This is a genomic window from Planctomycetota bacterium, assembly GCA_016207825.1.
Lineage (GTDB): Bacteria > Planctomycetota > MHYJ01 > JACQXL01 > JACQZI01 > JACQZI01.
Genome location: JACQZI010000005.1, coordinates 14,672 through 37,706 on the forward strand (window position 1 = coordinate 14,672; position 23,035 = coordinate 37,706).

General features: G+C 44.6%; 16 protein-coding genes. All 16 read left to right on the forward strand.

The genetic code is table 11. The annotated features are described in order from the left end of the window. Positions 1–26 precede the first annotated feature (26 nt). The 16 genes from HY811_00695 (at position 27) to HY811_00770 (ending at position 23,029) form a co-directional block, all read left to right on the forward strand. A complete protein-coding gene (locus HY811_00695; GenBank protein MBI4833325.1) occupies positions 27–803 on the forward strand; it encodes a fibronectin type III domain-containing protein in 777 nt (258 codons plus the stop codon). Continuing rightward, on the forward strand, positions 800–1,582 hold the full coding sequence (locus HY811_00700; GenBank protein ID MBI4833326.1) for a hypothetical protein: 783 nt from the start codon (positions 800–802) through the stop codon (positions 1,580–1,582). The genes HY811_00695 and HY811_00700 overlap by 4 nt, the downstream gene beginning before the upstream one ends. A gap of 14 nt (positions 1,583–1,596) precedes the next feature. Beyond that, positions 1,597–2,133 carry a DOMON domain-containing protein gene (locus tag HY811_00705; GenBank protein ID MBI4833327.1) on the forward strand — a complete coding sequence of 179 codons (537 nt, stop codon included), beginning with the start codon at positions 1,597–1,599 and terminating at the stop codon, positions 2,131–2,133. 63 nt (positions 2,134–2,196) lie between these two features. Next, a complete protein-coding gene (locus tag HY811_00710; protein ID MBI4833328.1) occupies positions 2,197–4,221 on the forward strand; it encodes a sigma 54-interacting transcriptional regulator in 2,025 nt (674 codons plus the stop codon). 587 nt (positions 4,222–4,808) lie between these two features. Next, positions 4,809–6,935: a hypothetical protein gene (locus HY811_00715; GenBank protein MBI4833329.1), complete on the forward strand. Its 2,127-nt coding sequence runs from the start codon at positions 4,809–4,811 to the stop codon at positions 6,933–6,935. A gap of 56 nt (positions 6,936–6,991) precedes the next feature. Further along, positions 6,992–9,454, forward strand: a complete 2,463-nt coding sequence (locus tag HY811_00720) for a DUF2341 domain-containing protein (GenBank protein MBI4833330.1) — start codon at positions 6,992–6,994, stop codon at positions 9,452–9,454. 476 nt (positions 9,455–9,930) lie between these two features. Then, positions 9,931–10,623: a hypothetical protein gene (locus HY811_00725; protein MBI4833331.1), complete on the forward strand. Its 693-nt coding sequence runs from the start codon at positions 9,931–9,933 to the stop codon at positions 10,621–10,623. Between the two features lie 91 nt (positions 10,624–10,714). Then, a complete protein-coding gene (locus tag HY811_00730) occupies positions 10,715–10,942 on the forward strand; it encodes a hypothetical protein (protein ID MBI4833332.1) in 228 nt (75 codons plus the stop codon). Continuing rightward, complete coding sequence (locus HY811_00735) at positions 10,926–11,771, forward strand: hypothetical protein (GenBank protein MBI4833333.1); 846 nt, start codon at positions 10,926–10,928, stop codon at positions 11,769–11,771. Before HY811_00730 ends, HY811_00735 begins: the two co-directional genes overlap by 17 nt. A gap of 11 nt (positions 11,772–11,782) precedes the next feature. Further along, positions 11,783–11,992: a hypothetical protein gene (locus HY811_00740; GenBank protein ID MBI4833334.1), complete on the forward strand. Its 210-nt coding sequence runs from the start codon at positions 11,783–11,785 to the stop codon at positions 11,990–11,992. 28 nt (positions 11,993–12,020) lie between these two features. Next, the gene (locus HY811_00745) at positions 12,021–12,359 is read left to right on the forward strand and encodes a hypothetical protein (protein ID MBI4833335.1); all 339 of its coding nucleotides are present in this window, start codon (positions 12,021–12,023) and stop codon (positions 12,357–12,359) included. 60 nt (positions 12,360–12,419) lie between these two features. Beyond that, positions 12,420–13,574: a M23 family metallopeptidase gene (locus tag HY811_00750; protein ID MBI4833336.1), complete on the forward strand. Its 1,155-nt coding sequence runs from the start codon at positions 12,420–12,422 to the stop codon at positions 13,572–13,574. Positions 13,575–13,608: 34 nt separating this feature from the next. Continuing rightward, positions 13,609–14,877, forward strand: coding sequence for a PD40 domain-containing protein (locus tag HY811_00755; protein ID MBI4833337.1), 1,269 nt, complete (start codon positions 13,609–13,611; stop codon positions 14,875–14,877). A 604-nt stretch (positions 14,878–15,481) separates the two neighbouring features. Then, on the forward strand, positions 15,482–19,033 hold the full coding sequence (locus HY811_00760) for a fibronectin type III domain-containing protein (GenBank protein MBI4833338.1): 3,552 nt from the start codon (positions 15,482–15,484) through the stop codon (positions 19,031–19,033). Positions 19,034–19,052: 19 nt separating this feature from the next. Further along, positions 19,053–19,700 carry a hypothetical protein gene (locus tag HY811_00765; protein ID MBI4833339.1) on the forward strand — a complete coding sequence of 216 codons (648 nt, stop codon included), beginning with the start codon at positions 19,053–19,055 and terminating at the stop codon, positions 19,698–19,700. 110 nt (positions 19,701–19,810) lie between these two features. Further along, positions 19,811–23,029: an SEL1-like repeat protein gene (locus HY811_00770; GenBank protein MBI4833340.1), complete on the forward strand. Its 3,219-nt coding sequence runs from the start codon at positions 19,811–19,813 to the stop codon at positions 23,027–23,029. Positions 23,030–23,035: the final 6 nt, after the last annotated feature.

Consider the following 23,035-nt stretch of genomic DNA (forward strand, 5'->3'; position numbering starts at 1 on the left):
TTTTTTAAGCAGAAAGGATTCTCGGCATGAAAAAGATATTAGTGGTTTTAGGCTTGCTGGCATTACTCGCCCAGTCCGTATCGGCAGATGAAGCAGAAAACGCGCCATCCGAATTAACGGCAACTTCCTTATCTTCTTCCGAGGTCGTTATCTCTTGGTCGGATAATTCCTCTGATGAAACCGGCTTTGTCATCGAACGCAAAACTGCTGTCACCGGCACTTATGCGGCGATTGTCACAACGACCGCCAATACGACCGTTTATACCGATACCGCGCTGTCATCATTCACCACGTATTATTACCGCCTCTCGGCAGTTAATGACACGGAAACGAGCGCCTATTCCAATGAGGTTCCTGCCGTTACATTCAACCGGACGACTGCCGGTGATATGGTTCTGCAGTGGAAAGCCGAAGGCAATAATCTCAGAATCAGGGTCAGCGCACCGACTGCCGGCTGGGTTGCAGTCGGTTTTAAAACTGCCGCGGGCAAAAAGGACGCTAATATCATCATGGGATACGTTAAAAAGAACGGGGTATTTATCGAGGATAATTACGGCATAGGCGCCACGAACCACGCCGCCGATACTGCCGGGGGAGGAACCGATAACGTCACGGAGAAAACCGGCACCGAAGCCAAAGGGACCACCGAACTGGTTTTCACTATCCCGCTCGATTCCGGCGATGACCGGGATAAAAAACTCGTCGTCGGCAATACCTACAATACGATGCTGGCTTACGGCAAAACGGATAATTTTACCGGCATGCATACGTTTTTCAGGGTCATAAAGATAAAAATCCAATGATAAAAAAAATATTGCCTATCTTGCTCCTGGTTGGATTAATTATCCTGCCGGTCTTGGCGGATGAACCGGAAGAGGAGACGGAAGAAGAATCCCTGGAATATGTTTATTTTCCTTCAGAAATGATTAACCTGAAAATGCCCAACCAGCAGGAGCCGCATTCGCTGATTTTCATCATCACGCACCGCTTCTACGGTGAGTTAAACCATAACCCCATGGAAACCGCCAACCTCTTATTCGGCATTAAATATATCGCTTCTCCCAAGGTGGAACTGGAAGCGCTCTACGGAATGAACCAGAATGAATACAGCATCGGCGCCGGTTATTATTTCCTGAACTCAGGGATTATACACGGCCAATTCAATGCCACCCTTTTTGATTATAAGGACATTGCCTTTGAAGAAAGAAGCATCAATGCTTTTTACCAGCTCTCTATGGATACCAAGCCGCTTTTCAAGCATGTTACGCCGGTGGTTAATGCCGGTTATGACGGCTACTATGAAAGGTTCGGCTACGGCTTCGGCTTAAAAATAGCTTTCAATATCGCGAACTCAACGGTAAAAAAAGTAAACATCATCAGCGAATATTATCCTATTACGGATCCCGAAGCAGGAATCACCCAGCCCAAGCCGGTCTCCTGTTTCGGCATCGGCATAGATACCTTCCGGCACAATTTTGTCCTCCAGGTGACTAACGGCAACGAAGCGGGTGTCAGGCGGCTTATGCTGGGCGCGCCTGACGACGAGCTTCACTTCGGTTTTAATATACTCGTGAAATTCTGAAAGGATGGCGTGGCATGAAAAAAATAGTATTGGCTCTTTTCTGTCTGGCAATAATGGCAATCAATAATGGTTTCAGTTGCAATACCCACGACGAACAGGTGTCATCCGGCTCTTCCGGCGCCGCCGTAGGACAGGTGACGGCCGCGGGTGTTACCATGAAGTGGTCTGTGGTGGGAACCGATTTATCCGTAACACTCAGCGCCCAGACTGCCGGCTGGGTCGCGGTCGGGTTTAACCCTACCAACAGGCACCAGGGCGCCAATATTATCATCGGCTATGTCAGCGGAGGCGTGGCATTTATCGAGGACAACTTCGGCAACGGCCCTACCACCCATGTTACCGATGGAATCCAAAACGTTACGGAAAAAACCGGGACCGAGGCCGGCGGCATTACCGAAATAAGTTTTAAAATACCGCTTAATTCCGGCGACGCCCAGGACCAGCCGCTGGTTGTTGGGACCAACTGCACGATAATATTGGCTTACGGTCCGGCGGATAATTTCACCACCCAACACACCAGTATGGGGACTGCGCTTATCAGAATCCAATAATCCAGGCGATGATTTCCCGTTTACTACTTGACAATCACCCATTTTTTCTATATAACCAATATCATGAAAACCGGAAAGCCTCTATCCGACCAGCCCGACAGCCTGCCTGCCGGAAAGGCAGGTCTGGCGGGTTACCTGGAACAAATCAAATCCGCCAATACCAAACAAAACTGGATTCAAGTAAAGCGCCTGGGGAAAATCGTTTTAAAAAACCTGCCTAATCTGGCTTATTCTCCATCCGAAGAATATCTTTTGTTTCGCCGGCTGGGTGTCGCCCATTATCATTTGGCGGAATATTCAAACTCCCTGGACTTTTTCTACAAAGCATTCCTGGCCGCCTTCAGGCATAAACTCAACCAAGCCGATATCGCCTGCGCGATTTTTATGATGGGAAGCAATTTTATCGCTATCAGGAATATACCGCAAGCCCTGGCTCATTTCCAGAAAGTGGAAGAATACTATAAAAAATACGGGGATAATAATCCTCCGATGGATAAAGATATCTATATTGATACGCTTTTAAGCCTGGCGTATTGTTATCTATATAAAAATGATACGGAAAAAGCACGTGAGATTATAGAAGAAAAACTTTCTGTTTACCGGCCGGACGCGTTTGACGGAATCAGCTTTATAGATTACACCCACCTTAAAGGGGAATATCTGGCGGCAGCCGAAAAATACGCCGATGCCCGTAAATGTTTTGACGAATGTATCACGATGGGAAAACAAATTAACTTCCCGGTAAGCATCCTCGAAGCAAAAATACACCTGGCCCTAATTGATATCATGGAAAGCGAAACAGATAGCGGCATCCAAACCTTGCGCGCCGTAATGAAAGAAAGCCGGAAGTTAAAGCTAAACGACCTCTTCTGTGAATCAGGGCTCCTTTTAAGCAAATGTTACATCATTCAAGGTCTTCCCGATAAAGCCGTGCTTATCGAAAACAGGATTAAGCTTAATTTGTCCAAACTTGACACGGTTTGGCTCTATGAAAAAATGCGCGAGTTCGAAAAACTCTACCGCCAATTAACCACCGTATCGAAAGTCAAATCGCAAATCGCTCCCGAAATACTCGTTCGCACCCTTAATTCACGTTATGAAAAATCACCCCATAAAGAAATTGTCATAGGCGTCACTCCCTTAATGCAGGAAATCTGGCAACTGTTAGAAAAAATTGCTCCGACCGATTTGCCCGTTTTAATCCAGGGGGAAACCGGCACGGGAAAAGAACTCATCGCCCGCGCTATCCACCAAAACAGCCTGCGGGCATCCCGTTCCTGCCTCGGATTTAATTCCGGAGCGGTTGCCGAAACTCTTTTGGAAAGCACGCTTTTCGGCCATGCCAAAGGCGCTTTTACCGGCGCTATTGAAGAGAAAAAAGGCTATATTGAACTCGCCTCCGGCGGAACGCTTTTCGTGGATGAGATTGCCAATATGTCGCTTGGTATGCAGCAAAAACTTCTAAGGGTCATGGAAGAAAAACTTCTCTGGCGTGTCGGTGACTCAAAACCAATTCAGATAGATACCCGTTTTATCTTTGCCAGCAATCAGGATATTGAGCAGATGGTCAAGAACAAAACCTTCCGTGAAGACCTGTTCTATCGTATCAACGCCATTGTAATTAACCTTCCGCCTCTGCGCGAACGCGGGGATGACATTCCCTTGCTGATAAACCACTTCCTCTCCAAATATAAAACGCATGACGCCCAACGCATGACGCAAGACTCACAACGCATAACGCCCGACGCACAACGCCTCCTCTCCTCCTACCCCTGGCCCGGCAATATCCGCGAACTGGAAAACGAGATAAAACGTATCTGCGTATTATACCCAAATGCAAAAACCATCGAAGAACCAATACTCTCAGATTCAATCAGAAATTATAAAAAAACGCCCGAACCGTTTAAACAAATCTTGAACATGAAAGAAGCAACTGATGCCTTCCAAAGGAGCCTTATCATCGAAACGATTAGCCAATGCCAGGGCAATATGACCCAAGCCGCCCGCCAGCTCGGCTATGCGCGCCAAAGCCTTTACGATAAAATGAAACAGCTTAAGATAACTCCGGAAACTGTCGTGAAAAAGTAACACCTGTCAGATTTCCCTGACACCACCCGTCAAAACTAATTCATACTATATTTGCTCTTTCAGCCTAACTCCTTTATTCATATCAAATTAGGGCTTGTCGGTATTTCTCTGTTTTTAGGCATTTCTGGCACGATATTTGCTATACATTATAGTTGATAAGAAATAAGGTGATAAGTTAATACGAGGCTATGCTCCTTATAAACTTATTATCGTATCAACTTATATACTTACAAGGAGAACTGTTATGAATAAAACAACATTAAACACCTGTCTCGGAAGAATGGATTTATCTCTTCCCGCAAACTAATTCTGAAGAGCATTATTTCTTTAAAAATGGCTGTTTAGTGAGCTGGAAGAAAACCGCCGTATGAAAATGGAGGTGATTTATGCGTAACACGAAAGTTTGCGAAGCGAAGTGCGAAACGACAGTGGAGTCCCGACCTAATCGGGGTAGTCCCGACGCACGTCGGGGGAATTTTGGATTTTGTGTATTATTAATTATTTGGAGCTTGGGTTTTGGTGCTTGGGATTTGTGTGCGGACTCCTGGTCCCAGACCACCTTTACCGATGGGACATTTAATAGCACGATGAGCGCTACCAGTGGCAGCGATGTAAGTCTTTTTGTATCCATTGATGCTGGTAATGGCACGGATGGTGCAATAACCGTTGCCGCGGCAAAAAATATTAATACGGATACCATTGCCGCCGGCAGGACTGTCGCCGATGGCTGGAACTCACGCGTTTCCGCCCTTACGGCAAATACAGCTACATTAGTAACCACACCTCCTGTTAATACTTTTGCAGTCGGTGACGAAGTTATTTTAATCAGTCTCAAAGGCATCTCTGCGGCTTATGGTAATGTTGGATTATATGAATTCCTTCGTGTCCAGTCAGTTGCTGGTAATATAATTACCTTTACCGCCAATAAAATTAACTGGTACGGTGATGGCGCTAATGATACCAATGTCGGAACAAATCAAGTCGTGATGCTCCAGCGGGTGCCTAATTATACTGATGTAACGATTAATATCGGCGGCTCACTTGCCTGTTCGGCTTTTGATGGGACAAAGGGAGGGATTCTTATCGTTAAAGCTACCGGAACAGTTACGGTAAATGCGCTGAATGGTATAAATGCGAGTGACCGCGGATTTAGGGGCGGCGTTGGAGGCGGTTACTCCAGTCGTTCGGGTGGTGGTGAGTCATATAATGGCACGGGTGGTGCCGGTGGTGTAAATGGAGATGGATATAGTCCTCGTAGCGTTGGTTTAGCGGGTCAATCCGGCCAAGGTGGCGGTGGCGGCGCTGGTGCGTATGATAGTACTCTTGGTACTGCAGCCGCTGGCGCGCTTGGTTCAGGTGGTGGTGCTGGCGGCGGCAGTGGTTACTACTCCAGTAACGATATTGGTGGTGGTGGCGGCGGCGGCGGTAATGGAGGAACAGGCGGTGGCGGCGTGGGTGGCGGAGGTACGGCCGGGGCTGGTTCAGGAACTAACGGTGGTAATGGTAGTGCGGGGGTGGGTACCCGCTCTGCCGGTGGCGGCGGCGGCGGTGGGAACGATGGTCGGGCAGATTCTTCCGGGCTGGGTAATCGGGCATATATGGGTGGCGGTGGTGGTGCCGGTGGCGGCGGTTTTGAAGGTACGACATCTACCGCCGGACAACCCGGAGGCAATGGCGGAGGTATAATATTTATCTGTGCTAATAATATTAACGTTGCCTCAGGTGCATCTATTGCCGCAAATGGAGCAAACGGAGGAGCTGTCGGCACCTATGTAGGTGGTGGTGGCGGTGGGGCTGGTGGTTCTATAATTCTGAACTCAATCAGCGTGTCTAATTCAGGTTCCGTCACTGCTATTGGCGGTTCAGGAGGTTCCAATGCTCTTTCCGGCGGCGCGGGTGGTGGTGGTCGAACATATGCTCGGTATGTGGCTTTCAGCGGCACTGCACCAACCCCAAATTACTCAAGTGGAAATCCATCATCATATACTACTGCCGGCACCTATGTTTCATCGCTGATTAATTTGACTGGTCTTTCCTCTTGGGGTATTTTAACCTATACACGAACCGCTCCGGCAAATACCACCTTTACAGTTGACGTCTTAAAGGCCATAGATAATTCCATCCTGGTTTCTAACGTTGCTTCCGGCGTTAATCTTTCATCGGTTCTTCCATCGCCGTTATGCTATGCCATCAGGCTCCGGGCTAACTTTTCTACTTCAGATAATACCCAAACCCCGACCCTTTCTGACTGGGGAATAAACTACACAAGCGGCGGGACGACCATCACCACCACCAACTGGACGGATTTGGTTAACGGGCAATCCGTCCGGATGGGACAATCTATCGCCCACGTTAAATTTGAAATGAAAACATTTGATGGCACTGCCCGCTGGAGACGTTTCCGTATCGATAAAGGATTAAAAACATACACAAACCTTGCCTGCCCGGATTCTAAAATAGAAGTTCAGGTCTGGTGCGATACAAATGCCAATGGTTTCTGGGATACCGGCGATACGTTCATCGCTAAAGGCAATTTTACCAACGGCACGTGTTATCTCAATATGAAACAATGGCAGGTAACGACTACCACCAAGACTTATTATATCGTGTATAAATTAGCCAGTGATATCAGCGGCGGCACCCGCGCCGGGGTGAAGATAGCGGATAGCAGCTATCTTGAATTTGAAAATGCCACTTGTATCGGAGTGCCATAAGTTCTCCGCCAGAGGCAGGGCGCAGGATGTTACAAGGGATTATAGGAGGTTACAAGATGTTACCGAAAACATGTATCTCATTAAATCCCCTCTTGAGAGGGGTCAGGGGTGTGTTATCTTCTGTCTTTCTTCTCTCATCTCTCATCTTTCCCCTCTCTGTTTCTGCCGGTTCTTTCCCTAACTTTGACAACTCCGGCGGCGGCTCCTGGACTACCGGCTACTACCGTCCCATCTCCATCACCAATACCGCCGGCGCCCAGACCGATTATCAAGTTGCGGTAACTCCATTTGGCCCGGAATATGAAGAAAACAATGGGAATGTCACGTATAATGGGACATGGAATGTTTACAATAATGTAAATTGCAGCCGCGGTTCCCAAAAATGGTCAACCACAACGAACAACACCGCAACTTTTTCCTTTAATGGCACCGGTGTTACATGGGTTTCAACAAAGAACGCAGATTATGGTATTGCTAAAGTCTACATCGACGATGTCTATCAGCAAAACGTAGACCTTTATAATTCAACGAATATATTCCAGCAAGCTGTTTATACTAAAGATGGGCTGGCAAATGGGTTTCACACAATTAAAGTGGAAGTAACCGGCACAAAAAACGCTTCGTCTACTAATTATTATGTTACCATAGACGCGTTTGATACCGGCAACTTTATCAATAACTCCGGACTGGTCGGCTCGTGGCACTTCTCCGAAAACTCCGGCACCGCCGCCGCCGATATGTCAGGCAATGGCAATAACGGAACGTTAACTAACAGTCCAATATGGGTAGACGGCAAGTTCGGAAATGCATTATCCTTTGATGGAGCGAATGATTATGTAAGCGTGTCGGATAATAATGCGTTAACATTTGGCAACGGGACAACCGATTCGCCTTTTTCAATAGAATTATGGGTATACCCTAATTCTGCGAGTGGTGCTGTTATAGCAAAAGCAACTGCTTCTAATGCCGGTGAATATTATATCACAACTGCCGGAGGAAATTTATATTTCAGGCTGGTAGATAATAGCGCCAGTGGTTATATAGGAATATATGCCGTGATTTCCCAAAATCGATGGACTCATATCACAGCAGCTTATGATGGCAACGGTATTTCCGGAATGAGATTATATTTTAATGGCGTCTTGCAGGCAACAACTGCGTCAAGTTCAGGCAGTTATACCGCAATGGAAAATCTTGCTACCAATCTTAAAATAGGCGAAAGAGAGAGTGGCAGTAACTATTTTAACGGTCTCATTGACGAAGTCCGCATCTATAACCGGGCGCTCACCGCCGCCGAAATCACCACCCGCTATAACTACTACACCAACAAACTCACAGGCGATTATTCTGATATCCGCTTCGCCCTTAGTCCTCCCCCAAATTCCGGCAATGAACTTTCTTACTGGCAGGAGACTGATAACAAGTTCTGGCTGAAGATTCCCAACCTGCCCGCTGGCGATTCTTATATCTATATGTATTACGGCAACCTAAGCGCGGAAAATTCAAGCGACGAAAACAATGTCTTCGGGTCGGCAACTTCTAACCTCGCCCTGGGTAAAACATATACTAAATCAGAAGCCCCCTCCGGCTCTTATCCGGATACAGGCAATGCTGAATTTACCGACGGCCAGCCTGATGAAACATGGGCGGATTCTTTTGGTTATGGTAAACCAAGCACCAATTATTGGCTGGAAATCACCGTTGATTTAACTTATTCCAAGCTGATAAAGAATCCGATTTTGTATACCGGCGGCGGAACTGGATATCGGGCGCATTATGTGGAAATCTACGGCAGTCCTGATAACACCGCTTTTTACCTGATTGGTTCCGCAGGAAATTTGAATTTAGGCACCGCGGATATAGGAATTTCCCCACTGGACATAACGACCACTCCCCGTGTTTTCAGGTATGTTAAATTTAAAATTAATAAAGAGTGCGGGACTTCAGTGCAGGCAACCGATTGGCTTTTTGTCGGAGAGGGAATTGTTAACGGCAAAAGCCGCCAGTATGTTTCCCCAGAACCGACAGTTTCCGCACCGGGTGCGGAAAGTTTTGCACTCGACAAATACATCCAGACCGCCAACTGGCAAAGCCTTGTTTCATCCGGAAAAAGCATCGTCATGGGGCAATCTATTGCCCAAGTTTCCTTTACCGCCGTCTTTACCGGCACTGACTCGGCAGGCAAAACAGCTAAATGGAAAAAGCTCCGCATTGATAAAGGCGTCGGCGCCTATGCCGGTAGCGCCTGCCCTGATTCCAAAATAGAAGTCCAAATCTGGATGGAGAATAATGGCAACGGCTTCTGGGATACCGGCGATACCTTTATCGCTAAAGGCAACTTCACCAACGGCACGTGCTATTTGAATATGAACCGGTTTCAGATAACAACTACTCAGAGAACATTTTATATTGTATACAAATTAGCCAATGATATAGGAGGGGGGCAAAGAGCGGGCGTTAAGATAGTTGATAGCAGTTACCTTGAATTTGAAAACGCTACGGCAATTGGAGTCCCGTAACACGAAATCAGTGCGAAGCCTCCCCGACAGGGGGCGAAACTGAAATGCGGAAACACGAAAGATTAATATTCCGTGTTTTCGTGTAACAGAAAGGAGGTGCGTGTTCCCGCAAGGGTATAACCTGTGCCCTCAAGGGCAAAACTTGTGCTCTCAAGAGCAGAACTCGTACCCTCAAGAGCAGGACTTGTGCCCACAAGGGCAGAACCTGTGCCCGCAAGGGCAAAACCTGTGCTCTCAAGGGCAGAACTTGTGCCCGCAAAGGCAAAACCTGTGCCCGCAAGGGCAAAACCTGTGCTCTCAAGGGCAGAACTTGTGCCCGCAAAGGCAAAACCTGTGCCCGCAATGGCAAAACCTGTGCTCTCAAGGGCAGAACTTGTGCCCGCAAAGGCAAAACCTGTGCCCGCAAGGGCAGAACTCGTGCCCCGAAATTCTTCGGGGTACCCCCGATTATATCGGGGAGAAAAGGAGAATTGTTTATGGCAATAATAAAAGGGACTAACTATCTCCCGCAAAAGGACGATGATTTCTTCAATTTCCAGGGCAATTTGGTCAACGAGGTCGTAACCAACACGGCTTGGGGCATTATGCCTGCGGCGGTAACGGCGCTGGTCGCCCGCCGGGCTTCGTATGAGCCGCTCTATACCAAAAGCCAGAATAAAGGCAACCGGACTCAGGCAGACGTCTTAGCCCATCGCCAGATGCGCGAACTCTATGAAAAGGAAATCAGGGCATTCGTCAAGACCTGGTTGATGTTTAATCCAATGGTTATGGACCAGGACCGCCGCCGGATGCGACTGACCGTGCGCGATGTTGAACCGACCCCCAGGGGAAAAATCACTTCCTTCCCGATTATCGGGTTAATCGCCGTGGGCGGCGGTTCTATTGAAGTCCGTGCCCGCGTCACGACCGACCAGACCAGATCCAGTATGCATTCTTTAGCCGATGCCGTGGAAGTGAGATATACCCTTGTGCCAAAAGGCGAGATGCCGCCGGACGACCCGGAATCCTGCCCTAAAAATCAGGTATCAAAAAAGGCGCGGTTTTCCATTGCTTGCGGGGTGAAAAATGCCGGAGACACTTTTTACGGGTTTTTCCGCTGGGTGAACCTGACCAACCCGCAAAACAACAGCGACTGGACGACCAAACCCGAAGGCGTGGTCATTGCGTAGCGAAGCGGAGTCCCGATTATTTCGGGGCGTGAGAAAAGATTTAACCACCCCGACGCTAAGTCGGGGTGGTGAGACGGAAAGGACAGGAAAAATGTCCAAACCAAGCATAATCGGAATAAAATATGCGGCAATCGGGATTCTGGGCGCCTGCATTATTTTTGCCATAACAACGCTCCTCCTGAAAATCATCCCTTCTGCCTCTGTAGGTTTGGCATCTCTAACAGGGGGAGGAATAATATCAGCTATGGCGATAGCAATATCCCATAAAGATTATAAACGCGGGGGAAAAACAAATAAAGATAATGTGCATCAAGTTTAATTTTGTTTTGATTTTAATACTATTCGCTGTAATTCTTTGCGCCGGCTGCTCCCCTGCGATTTTTTATGAAACCTCCAGCCTAATCAATTCAGAGTGGCTTATCAAAGAAACAGAGCACTTAACCATACATTATAAGCCTGATTCATACGCGCAAACCGATATCAAAAACGCTGTGGAATCCTATGAAAATAGCTACCAGGCGGCTAAAGATAAATTCCGTGAAATCGGATTCAGTGATGTAAAAAATAAAATCAACCTGTATTTGGTGGAAAAATTCAACTCGAAAGGAGCTGATAAGAATGGCAATAACCCGATAAGCGGATGCGCCCTTATGGGGAAAAGAACCGTTTTCTACCAGTATTCTCAGGCGGTGCGAGATGACTCCGCTCATGAAATAATCCATCTGTTTCTCTATGATATTAACCCTAAAGCGCCGTATGGTTTCCAGGAAGGAATCTGCCGCTTTTATGAAACCAGGGCAATTCCCGATAAAAACGGCGAGCCGTATTCTTGCAAGCCTTTTCGCCTTGCCAAGCTTGAACCGCCGGATGATTGGAAAGCGGCAAATATTTTTGTTAATAATTACACGTATGCTTCAGGGAACATCGCGGCCGCTTTTGTTTCATTTCTGATGGAGCGTTTAGGAGAAAGGGAGCTTTACGAGTTCTATCGTGCGCTTAACGGCAAAAAAAACTATAAGCAGCTTATACAGGCAAAGTTAAATATTGCCCCGGATGATATCAATAAATTGTTTGTTGAATACGGGGAAACGCTTGAAAACCCGCCTCAGATTTTCGGAGCCATCCATGAAGAATGGAAAAATAAATGAAAGGAGCGAAAATGTCACCACCAAGCATAATCGGGATAAAATATGCGGCAATCGGGATTCTGGCCGCCTGCGTTGTTTTTATTATAGCGGCAAACCTCTTTAAAATCACCCCTTCCGTCGGCTTGGCGGCCGGAACGATGGGAGGAATGATGGCCGCGATGATGATACTAACCGCCCATGAAGCGTATAAACGCGGAAAAAAAGAGGATAGCAAGAATTAAACTCTTATAATCATCGAAAGGAAGTATTATGAAAAAACTGATTAAGATAAAATATCTCGGTATTTTATTAGGGATAGTCGTTATCACAGTGACGTTTATTGAAGCCGGGAATAATTCCTACAATCAATCCGTTGGGCAGGAGCTTAGAACCGCTATCAACTCGCTGGGACCGCGTTTTGACGGAGTAAAAATCATTTATTCTAAAAGCGGCGGAATAATTGTTTCTCAAAATTGGCCGTCTGTTGTGACAGGCAAGGTTCCTGGTAAATCGGATATTGACGCTATTACGAATGCAGTAAGCCAGGTGTGTGCTAAGACAAAATATGAACGAAAAATAACAATCAACGTTGATATTGAAAATAAATGAAAGGAAAGTATATGCGAAGTAAAACGCCTGCCCGTCCGTCAGGCGGGGAGTCCCGATTGAATGTATCGGGGAAAAACTGATAAAAACATGGTAAACGATTCATTCTCTGTTCAGGTGTATCCTTCCGGCCAAATCTACACGGCAAAAGAAAATCGTATCATTGGCGGCGACACTTTTTATTTGCGCACGGTTGTGATTAGAAACGACAGCGGTGAGGCGATTTCTATTATAGATGTAAAAATCTATTTATTATCAAGCGGAGTGGCGCGTGTTACAAACGAAATCAGCGGTAAAGTCCTTGAAACGATGTTGCAGGAAAGTTTTGATGGCATAAAACAATATTCCGGTTTCTGCCGGGGGTTTACTGACGTCAATACGGCATTATCAGTGATAAAATTAGAGTATGGGGTTTTATTCAAAGAGCAGGATATCCAAACCCTTTCTAATACCGCAAACCTGCCGCCGGGGAAAATAGCCGTGTTGCATGGAATCAGGGGGGATATCCCGTCAGAATTTAACATAGATTACCTGGATGTGGAAATTACGGCTAAAGACTCTAAAGGTAAACTAATTATTAAGAGAATTGGGTTGCCTCTTGTAAAATACCGGTGTAAAACAAAATTAACGTTTCCCTTTAAGGGGGTCTGGCAAGCCCAAACCCCTCACCGGTTCGGGCCGGTGCCGACAGAATGCGCGGTTGATTTTGTCCAGATTGATAAGGAAGGGAACCTGTCTCCTAACCAAAGCAGTGAATTAAACAATTATTATGCCTTCGGAAAACCAATTCTTGCCCCAGCCGATGGAGTAATTGGAGATTGTTTTGACGATATGGCGGATAATCCGATTTATACCGACAGAATGCCTACTCCTGAAGAGTTGGATTATGCGGCATTATTCAAAAAATATGGCTTAAAAACAGTTGGGGGAAATTACATAATAATCGACCACAACAACGGGGAATATTCATGCATCGGGCACTTAAAACATAAATCATTGAAGGTAAAAAAGGGTGATTGTGTGCGTCAAGGGCAAACGGTAGCGGAATGCGGGAACAGCGGTGAATCGCCGATGCCTCATATACATTACCAACTGATGGATAAAGGTGATTTTTCAAATGCCCGCGGTTTGCCTGCGATATTCGAAGGAAGGATTCTTTTCCGTCCGGACAAAGGAGCCGTTTTGCCCAGAGACGGGCAATATTGTATTAATGATTGAGTATAAATTTTTTAATAAAAAGAAAGGAAAGTATATGAGAAAACTGATAATGGCTTGTTTAATGATTGGAATAATAGCGATTCCGTATTGGATTGCGGGAGAAGAAGAAAAAGAATCGCTGTTTGACGAACAGGCTGAACGGTTTAACGGATTGATTAGCCAGCTCGGCTCGGATGACTTCGATACACGCCAAAAGGCGCAAGATGAATTAATCCAAATCGGCGAAAAGTTGATTGAAGAATATAAAAAAGTTAAGACTAAGAATGATAATGAAAAACTAAAAGCTGAAAAATCTAAAATAAATGATTTTGCTGTCAGCATAAAAAAAACCTGCCAGAATAACGATCCGGAGATAAAAACCAGGGCGAATCAAATCAGGCGTCATTTTTATTATCAAAATATGCCGGAAATCGCTTTCATTTCCAATGAATCACGTAATTGTGTGATTAATTTGATAAAAATTGATGGGACGAACTGCCGGCAATTAAAAACAGAATACGGCAATAGCTATTGGCCGGACTGGAGCCCGGACGGCAAGAAGATTGTTTTTACCGCAGAGGTGCAGGGAAACTTTGAAATCAGGGTGATGGATGCTGACGGGAGAAACGAACGCAGATTAACACGTGATGAAAACAATTCATTATATCCTGTATGGAGCCCTGATGGGAAAAAGATTGCTTTCCGCAAGGATTCCAAGCAGGGCCGTATAATTTATATCATGGATGCCGACGGTAAAAGCCAGAAGCCTTTGACAGACGATGAAGATATTTTAAAAACAATAAAACATATCGCAATAAACAGTGAAGAGATTAGCTGGTCTCCTGACGGCAAAAAAATCGCCTTTGTTTCGGGAATTGATGGTAATCCTGAAATTTACACAATAACCACTGATGGAAAAACCCTACAGCGCCTGACTGAAAACCCGGCAGAGGATGTTAGTCCGGCCTGGAGTGCCGACGGCAAAAAGATAGTTTTTACATCTAATCGGGATGGTGAAAATAAGATTTGTGTAATGCCTGCCTCGCCGCCCGCCTCGCCGAGCGAGAGCGAGGTTGGGGTAGGCGGGGATGTTAACGGTAAAGACCAAAGAATATTAACCCAAGGCTGTTCACCTGCTTGTTCTCCGGATGGCAAAAAAATAGCTTTTGTCCGCTCCCATACGATAGACTGTTCTGATATCTATATAATGGATCTTGATGGTTCTAATGAGCATAGATTAACCAGCGGGCATGGGGGGCGAGGTTCGCCCTCTTGGAAACCGGGAGGGGTTTATGAAATTTCTGAGCTGTTTAAAGAAAGGTAACGAAGGAATTAAATGCCTGTTAAACAGTATTTTTAACAAAGGTATAAATATGGCCAATTTAGAAAATTGTCCCATATGTGGGAATAAGATGGAAAAAGGATATCTAAATAGTCATTGGTGGCGGATTCGCTGGTCAATCAAAAAGATCTTTTGGATGTGGTCCGGAGAACCATTAGGGAAAAGAGCTCTTTGGAGAGCGCCTACATTGGAAGCTGTTAGATGTAAAAATTGTAGAATAGGAATTTTTAATTATTAGTACGAGTTACGCACACCCCGTCATTGCGAGGAGCGTAGCGACGAAGCAATCTCATATGCCCCTCATAAAACCGAGAGATTGCCACGGCGGACGGGCCGACGGGCAGGCTCGCTTCCTTCAGGACATCTATAATTACCTGCTTTTCCCAAGCCCCAACGCTTTACACACCGGGCATCCTGCGAGCGGAGCGTAGCAGGGTAAAAATATTTTACCAAATTATCGGTTTTCCTTTGACAGTAAGTTTGGTAATGGTATAATACTACAAAATAAAAATAACTATAACTATATTTTAAAAGGAGCCGGAATATAAAAAGACTGTTGAAACTAAGCGTAATAGGGTTGTTGTCAATGGTTATCTGCCTGGCTGGAAACGGTAAAATAGGGTTTGCTGAAGATGCCATCACCGGGTCTTCAGCCAGCAACGAAACCACTTCTCCCTCAAACGAGCTTGCCGGATTTTCCCAAGCCGTGCTTAAAGAGGAAATTACAAAGTCATCGGATAACCTGGAATCATCCAATATCCAGCCTCCGTCATCAGGGCATAATACATTATATGTGACGGTTGGCTCAACAGGGACTGAAAGTTTCCAGGCAGGTGAGACTAAAAACATCTCACATGTGATTACGTGGGACGAAGGCGACTTGTTCGGGTATTTTTGTATGGGTTATCTCAAGATAGTATTTGACCCGAATGTCGTGGAAATAGACCATGTCACATCCGGGGTATTTTCTACTGGCTCATCGAGGAGAGGTCCCGGCTGGGTGATAGTTGACCCGTGGTTATGGTTTTCCGAGGATGATATTCCGCCCAGCGACCCGAACCGCTTGGCTTTCAGCATTACCTGGAAAGGCAAGCAGGCAGGCACGACCACATTTGCTTATAGTATTACAAATAGCAGTGGGACGATAATCAGGAATTATTTCCTGACAGGGACAGTCCATAATATGCAGGCGGTTCCGGCGGTAGTCCAGTTCGCCCCGCAAATACAGCCGCCCGCCGCACCTGGTAATTTAGTAGCCACCGCTGTTTCTCCCCATCAAATAAACATTAGCTGGCAGGATAATTCGGATAATGAGCAAGGGTTTTATGTCGAACGTAAAATAGGTGAATCCGGTACTTATACACAAATTATTGGGGTTAATTCTGATATAACTACTTACTCTGATACCGGTTTATCGGACGGCACGCTTTATTATTATCGGGTCAGGGCATACAATCAGGCGGGTAACAGTGATTATTCTAATGAAGCCTCTGCGACCACTTTGCCGGAACTTCCCGCTGCTCCAACAAATTTAGCCGCCATTCCGTTTTCTCCTTCTGAGATTGACCTTACATGGTTAGATAATTCTAATAATGAAGATGGGTTTATAGTCGAGACAAAAACTAATCCCCAAGCGCCTTTTGAAATCTTTGCGGCAATCGGGCCAAACAACGGTTTCGGCACCACAATTACCTTTTTACACCTTCCTATTTCAGCAGAAACGACATATTATTACCGTGTCAGTGCATATAATCTAACTGGTCAAAGTAATTATTCCAATGAAGCCAATGCAATGACTTTCTTAAAATCGCCTTCGGATTTAGTCGCCGCCTCGGTTTCTTTCTCCCAGATAAACCTTACCTGGCAGGACACTTCCAATTGCGAAGAAGGCGTAATTATTGAACGGAAAACGGGTATCTATGGTTCATTTGAACAGGTTGCCACGGTTACTTCAAATGTTACTAATTACTCAAGCACAAACCTTCTCGATGGGACTCTTTATTTTTACCGCCTCAAGGCTTATAATAATCAGGGAGAAAGTTATTATTCTCAAGAAGCCAGCGCAATTACCAAGGCTATTAATATTGATAACTTAAGCGGTTTACTTAACCAATACTTTCAAGACGGGTCGATCAAGAATCAGGGTATCTATAATTCTCTTCTGTCTAAACTCGATTCAGCGCAGGACTCTTTTAAAAACGGCAATCTTATTTCAATGGTCAACAAACTAAGTGCCTTTTGTAATGAAGTCAATGCACAAAAGGGAAAGCAGATTGGCAATGAAGCCGGACAGGTTTTAGAGGATGCCGCTAAAAAATTGTCGCAACCTATTGCATCCATTAAAGCAGGCGATGGGGTATCGCCTTTGCCACAATATTTTCAAGTCGGCAAGATTATAACATTTACCGGCATACCACCGGCAGGAGAAGGCACTTATGAATGGGAGATTATTCCTCCCAGCCAGGATGACGTTGAGATTCACGGTAATCGTACGGGCAAAATTGCTGGAGGTGTTAATCCAACCATTGGCGTCCACTTCAAAAAGCCAAGTACGGACAAAGATGATACCGCCACGATAAAATTCAAATTCATACCAACCAAAGGTGAGACTAGCACCGTATATCAAATCGCCCCAGTAGTAGCTATAGATTTGGACATACATAATGGATTATATGATTGGGTTACTACCGACCCAGATAAAAAAGATTGGACTGGGGGACAACTTCTTTCAGAAGATGAGGAAGATGATCTTAAAGGTGCCGTTACTGTGGCGAATAAGAACGATACGAATGGCGATGGAACAATGGATAGATGGCAGGATTCGGTTAAATATAAGGATGCTAAAGGCAGAAATGAAATAGATTTGATGCGGCTTGAACTACGTAAACCCGTGCCTGATTTAGGGGGAACCGTTAGCCTTAACGAAACTAACCGTAGCATCGCTGTGATTTGGAAACAGTCCACTAAAGAAGAAAAGGAGAGACGACGTGTATTTAACACCTCTGACTTACCAATAACATTGTGGGTTGAGACAGTTGAACCAAGTACGAAATTAAGGGATATTAGTTTTACACTGGAATATCAAGGAGCAAATGATACTGTCAAAGCCACTGCCGTTTGGGTGATTCTGAATAGGGCTTATTATACCAGAGCTACAAGTGGTGATGAGAACAAGATACCTGATTATCTTAATGATATTGACGAAAATTATCTTCGCAAGACAGACATTCAAAACAATCAAGCATCTGACAGTTCATACTATGGTCTTGGCTCCTACACGGACGAAGACGGAAATACGCAGCTTGGCGGTAGAATTTTATTTGAATGGAATATTATTCCAAACGGGGAAGAATTGCGAAAATTAGGGGTGGTATTTGATGTTACTAGACAAGCTATGTGGCGTGCGTATGGAATCCAAAGCGGTAAGAGAATCTTAGAGCCTGTCGCTCCTCCAGACAAATGGAAATTTCCCGAAAACCGAACTCCTGCAATGGATAATGAAACCCCAAATGATAATGGTCATCCAGAGGATGAAGACAATGAGCCAGAAAATTCAATGATATATTCTTCTGACAGACCAGGATATCCCAGTAGCTTGACGGGGATTGCTTTTGTTACATACCGCAGTTGGTTTAAGGAATTGGTTCGGATTCAGTTAAATAACACTCCTTTCAAACATGATAATGAAAAAATCCTTCAGGATGTTCAAGGGAGTCGAGCTTCAGCTAAAAAAGATTGGCATATAGTATTTTATACTGTTAGAAATAGTGATGGTGAAATGGAGAGGGATACCGCACCTACAACTTGTTCTGTCCCAATAAAAACCGGAACCGGTAATGGAACATTTTCTACTGCGCTATCAACAAATGCCGTAACCGAAGGGTTTGCCGCAACTTATGATGCAACTAATCAGAAATGGACATTAACAGGCACGAACAGCCAGCCAGTTAGTGCTTCCCTTGCCAATGGAATCTGGACGCTTACTGTGCAAAATAAAATAACCGTAACCATAACTCAAGGGACCACTGCTTTTGCTAATGGAGATAGATTTACGTTTAGTGTCTTTAAAACATCTGCGCCAGATGGGAAAGGATATGACCTCGGTTTTGGTCCAATTGATGTTTTAGACATCCCATAATCAAAGGAGATGTTTCGTTATGAGAATAACTTGCAATTTAATACTAATAGGTATGCTAAGTTTTTTATGTGGTTGTATGCAACGTGAAAATGAAATCGATATAAACGAAAAAGGCAAAAGGGAAAATATATACATTACTGATAGGACGGAATGGGAAATCAGTGCGGAAAAACACTTAGCGGAATCCGACAAATTAACTGATATTTTTATCGCCATTGCGGAAGCAAAAGATAAACCTAAACCCACAGAAATAAGCGGAGACTTGCGCGCCCGTATCGGGCTTGAGAACAGGAGATTATTGGCAATAATATTATTAGGTGAGTTAGAGACAAAAAAGGCAATCCAATTCCTTGTAGATAGTATTACATTGAATCTTGAACCAGCCTTTAATGGCGAGGAAGGAATGATTAAACGACACCCTTGTTCTTATGTATTAAGAAAGTCAGGCTGGAAAGTTATTCCTTTTATTCTAAAGGCATTGGAACAAGCCAAAACCGATAAAGAGATGAATTATTTATATGGGGTTTTAAAAAGTATTCTCGGTATAAGACTATCACGAGCTGTCATCCAAAGTGAAATAGAAACGTTTAAGGATGATAAGGATAAAGCGACTTATATCAATAACCTCAACCAGATAAAACAGTATTTAGAAAAGCCGGATAAATAAAAATCAGCGTTATAATCCCCTTGCAATAAAGGAGTTGTATCGGTGGGAAGTGATAGTATGCAAGAGGCATCTCTAAATGCTATAATAGCAGCAAAAAAAGGAGGTGCTTTATGGGTATATCACAAGCGGGAATAAATTGCTTTGTTGGAATTGACCAACATAAACATTACTCACAGGTGGCGGTTAAAGATAAGGAAGGAACTGTCCCGAAATTACCGCCGAAATTACCGATCACTGAACTGCAAATGAAAGCCGAAGCCGGTGACGCAAAGGCACAATATAGATTAGGACGGCTCTATTATGACGGCAAGGGCGTTGACAAGGATGAAAAGAAGGCAATAACATTTTTTAAGTTAGCAGCTAAACAGGGACATAAAAAATCTATATCTATGCTTAAAGCATTAGGCGAGTCCATTCCGGCGGTAGTCCAGTTCGCCCCGCAAATACAGCCGCCCGCCGCACCTGGTAATTTAGTAGCCACCGCTGTTTCTCCCCATCAAATAGACCTTAGCTGGACGGATAATTCTGATAATGAACAAGGGTTTATAGTTGAAAGCAAAACCAGTTGTTATGATCCGTTTGTGCAAATCGCTACGGTAGGCCCGAATAATATCAATTATTCGCATACAGGGCTTTTGCCGGGAACGGTTCATTATTATCGCGTTTGTGCCTATAACCAAGCTGGTAACAGTAATTATTCTAATAAAGCCGCTGCCGTTACCTTTGCTGATATCCCTGTTGTAGGACAAACGATAGATTTACTGAACAATTACAATACTCAAGGTGCTTTTAAAAATCCTGGAATCTACAATTCATTGCTTACCAAGCTAAACACAGCACAGAGTTATATCAGTCAGGGAAATTATCAAGCCGCTCTGGAACAACTCAATGCTTTATTAAACGCAATCAAAGCACAAACCGGTAAAGGAGTTACTGTAGAGGTGGCTGAAGGTTTAGCCCAATCCGTTAATACCTTAGCGGATTATCTCTCATTACGCTCTGGTCTGCCGGTAAGTTTTAAGTTATATCTCTATGGATACCCCTGTGAAAACGAAACTGTTATTGACCTGCCTGACGGCAATACGGTTCGGACGAAAATGTCCGGTGACCTTACTGTAGGACTTGCCCCAACTGGGAATCCCGATATTCTTTCAATAACTATTAATGAAGCGAGTTATACAGGGACGGCATTTACTGTAAATGGCGTAGATTTCGGCGAATCTTATATTTCGCATGACCCGAATAATCTTTCACAGGGGACTCTTAATTGCCGAACCGGAGAAATTGTTATAACAGAGAAAGTATTAATAAAAAGCGCGTATCTTGAATCTATAGGTAGGTCGCCCCTGCCGTTTCAATCTGTAGCAAAAGGCACTTTTTATCCGTTTGGTTTAAGAAACGGTGTTATTCAGACGGTAAGTCAGGGTGTTTTTTCGCAGACAGGCACTCCTTTAGACGGTGCGCAATACAGCACTACTTCCCGCAAACAGGCTAAGAAACCGAAAACCAAAATAGTAGTCGTACCCTTTCAATATGTTGAAACAGAGACCCCAAGACAAGTATTGGTTAAACTTGTAACAGACGAACCGGTTGAGGAAGAGGTTACTGAAACCCCTTCAATAACCATAATGAGAGATGATGTAAAATCAGGTAATGCTATTGTTACGAGTCCACCGCTAACTTTTATAATACCAGTTGGTCAAACAGAAAGCGACACTAAAGCAGTAATACTTGACGGCACAAAAGTTAGCAAGCAAGAAGACGATGTTACTTTGATAGTAGGTTTTGCCGAGGAACGATTTAGCGTGATTGACTTACAGGCAACTTTTAATACACCCATTAAACCGGATTTTGTATGTGTAGATGGTTTAGGAAGCTATACTATAAATTTATTGGGACCACAAGGGACAAAAGGGGAACTTATTAACGAGATAAAAATAACACCTGATACTAATGCCAAAGTCCTTCCTATGAAATTTTATACTTTTGCCGTAAATGATTCTCTAACACTACGGATTTACGGAAAAAATCCAAGTACAGACTTAAACAAAACAAATTTTACGGCTACTGCTCAGATAAGCGATGTTACTATTAATCTGGAAATGACGTTTACGGTTATTAAATTAGAAAAAATAGAGTTGGTGAGCGGTGCAACTATGGTTGCTGATGGAACAGCTACCCCTGCCGATACTGATATTTGCGCGGCAATAAAAGAAACAGGAGATGTTTTATTAAAAGCAGTTATTAAGCCAGCCTCTGTCGAACCTTTGCTTCCTCCTGATGCTATAATCTGGAAAGGCGGCGAAGGTGTATCAGGAAATCAATTACAAAGAAAGGTTTCCAAATCAACTTGGGTAAAAAATACAGTAACCGCCACGCTATATGGAACTAATCGCACTGTTACGATGCTTGCTTATATCATCGGGGCGGAACCAACAGATTTCAGCCCGAGGAATGGTACCGGCGGAACGCATTTTAGTGATAATAATGCAGCTTGGTTTGTAAGTACAGGAGTCTTTGGTCCTAACTCAACAACTGGAAGTTATGCAAGTCGTTGTGAGATAGAATTTACTGTCAAACCTGATATTTTAATTACAGACGGCAATGCAAATCTTTTTGATAAAACTCAAATTCAATGGGATGTTAGCCGAAATAAAAGGGTTAAGGTTTGGCGAAAGACGGCCGGAACATGGTCGGTGATAGATGACCGTTCTTCCAGTTGGCCAACAAATGATACGGTAGATACCGATGAGGATAACAATCCGTGGGATGGAAACGGTCATTTATATGGTAATGACGAACCATCTTGGGCAGGTAGCGGACAAGGTATTGTTGATAAGATGAATATGCGCGAATGGGTGCGGGTTGGTCTTGGTGGTGTCTCTGGCAGAGATGGAGTACGCTGTTCAGATTATTACCTCTGGCATGTCTTCCGTTCAATAAAATTGAATGGGATTTGGTCTGCAGATAATACTTACGGAAACGAGATTGCTCTGGGTAATATCTTCTGGGGAGCAATTCCTATTGCAGGAGTGGAAATTACAACTGCTTCATTGCCAGATGGAAAAGTAGGGCAAGTATATAGTCAAACGCTGTCAAGTAGTGGCGGCACGGCTCCGATTATCTGGAGTCTGGATATAGGAACACTTCCGCCAGGTTTAATCCTGAATGCTTCCGGTGGAATAAGCGGGACACCAACCTTGGCAGGGACATTTACCTTTGATGTAGAAGCACAGGATTCTTCACCAGCATTGCCGTCACCACCTGCCCTATCAGGGCAAGGACCGTCAGCAGATATTCAAACTCTTACTATAAAAATAAAGAAATAGGGGGTT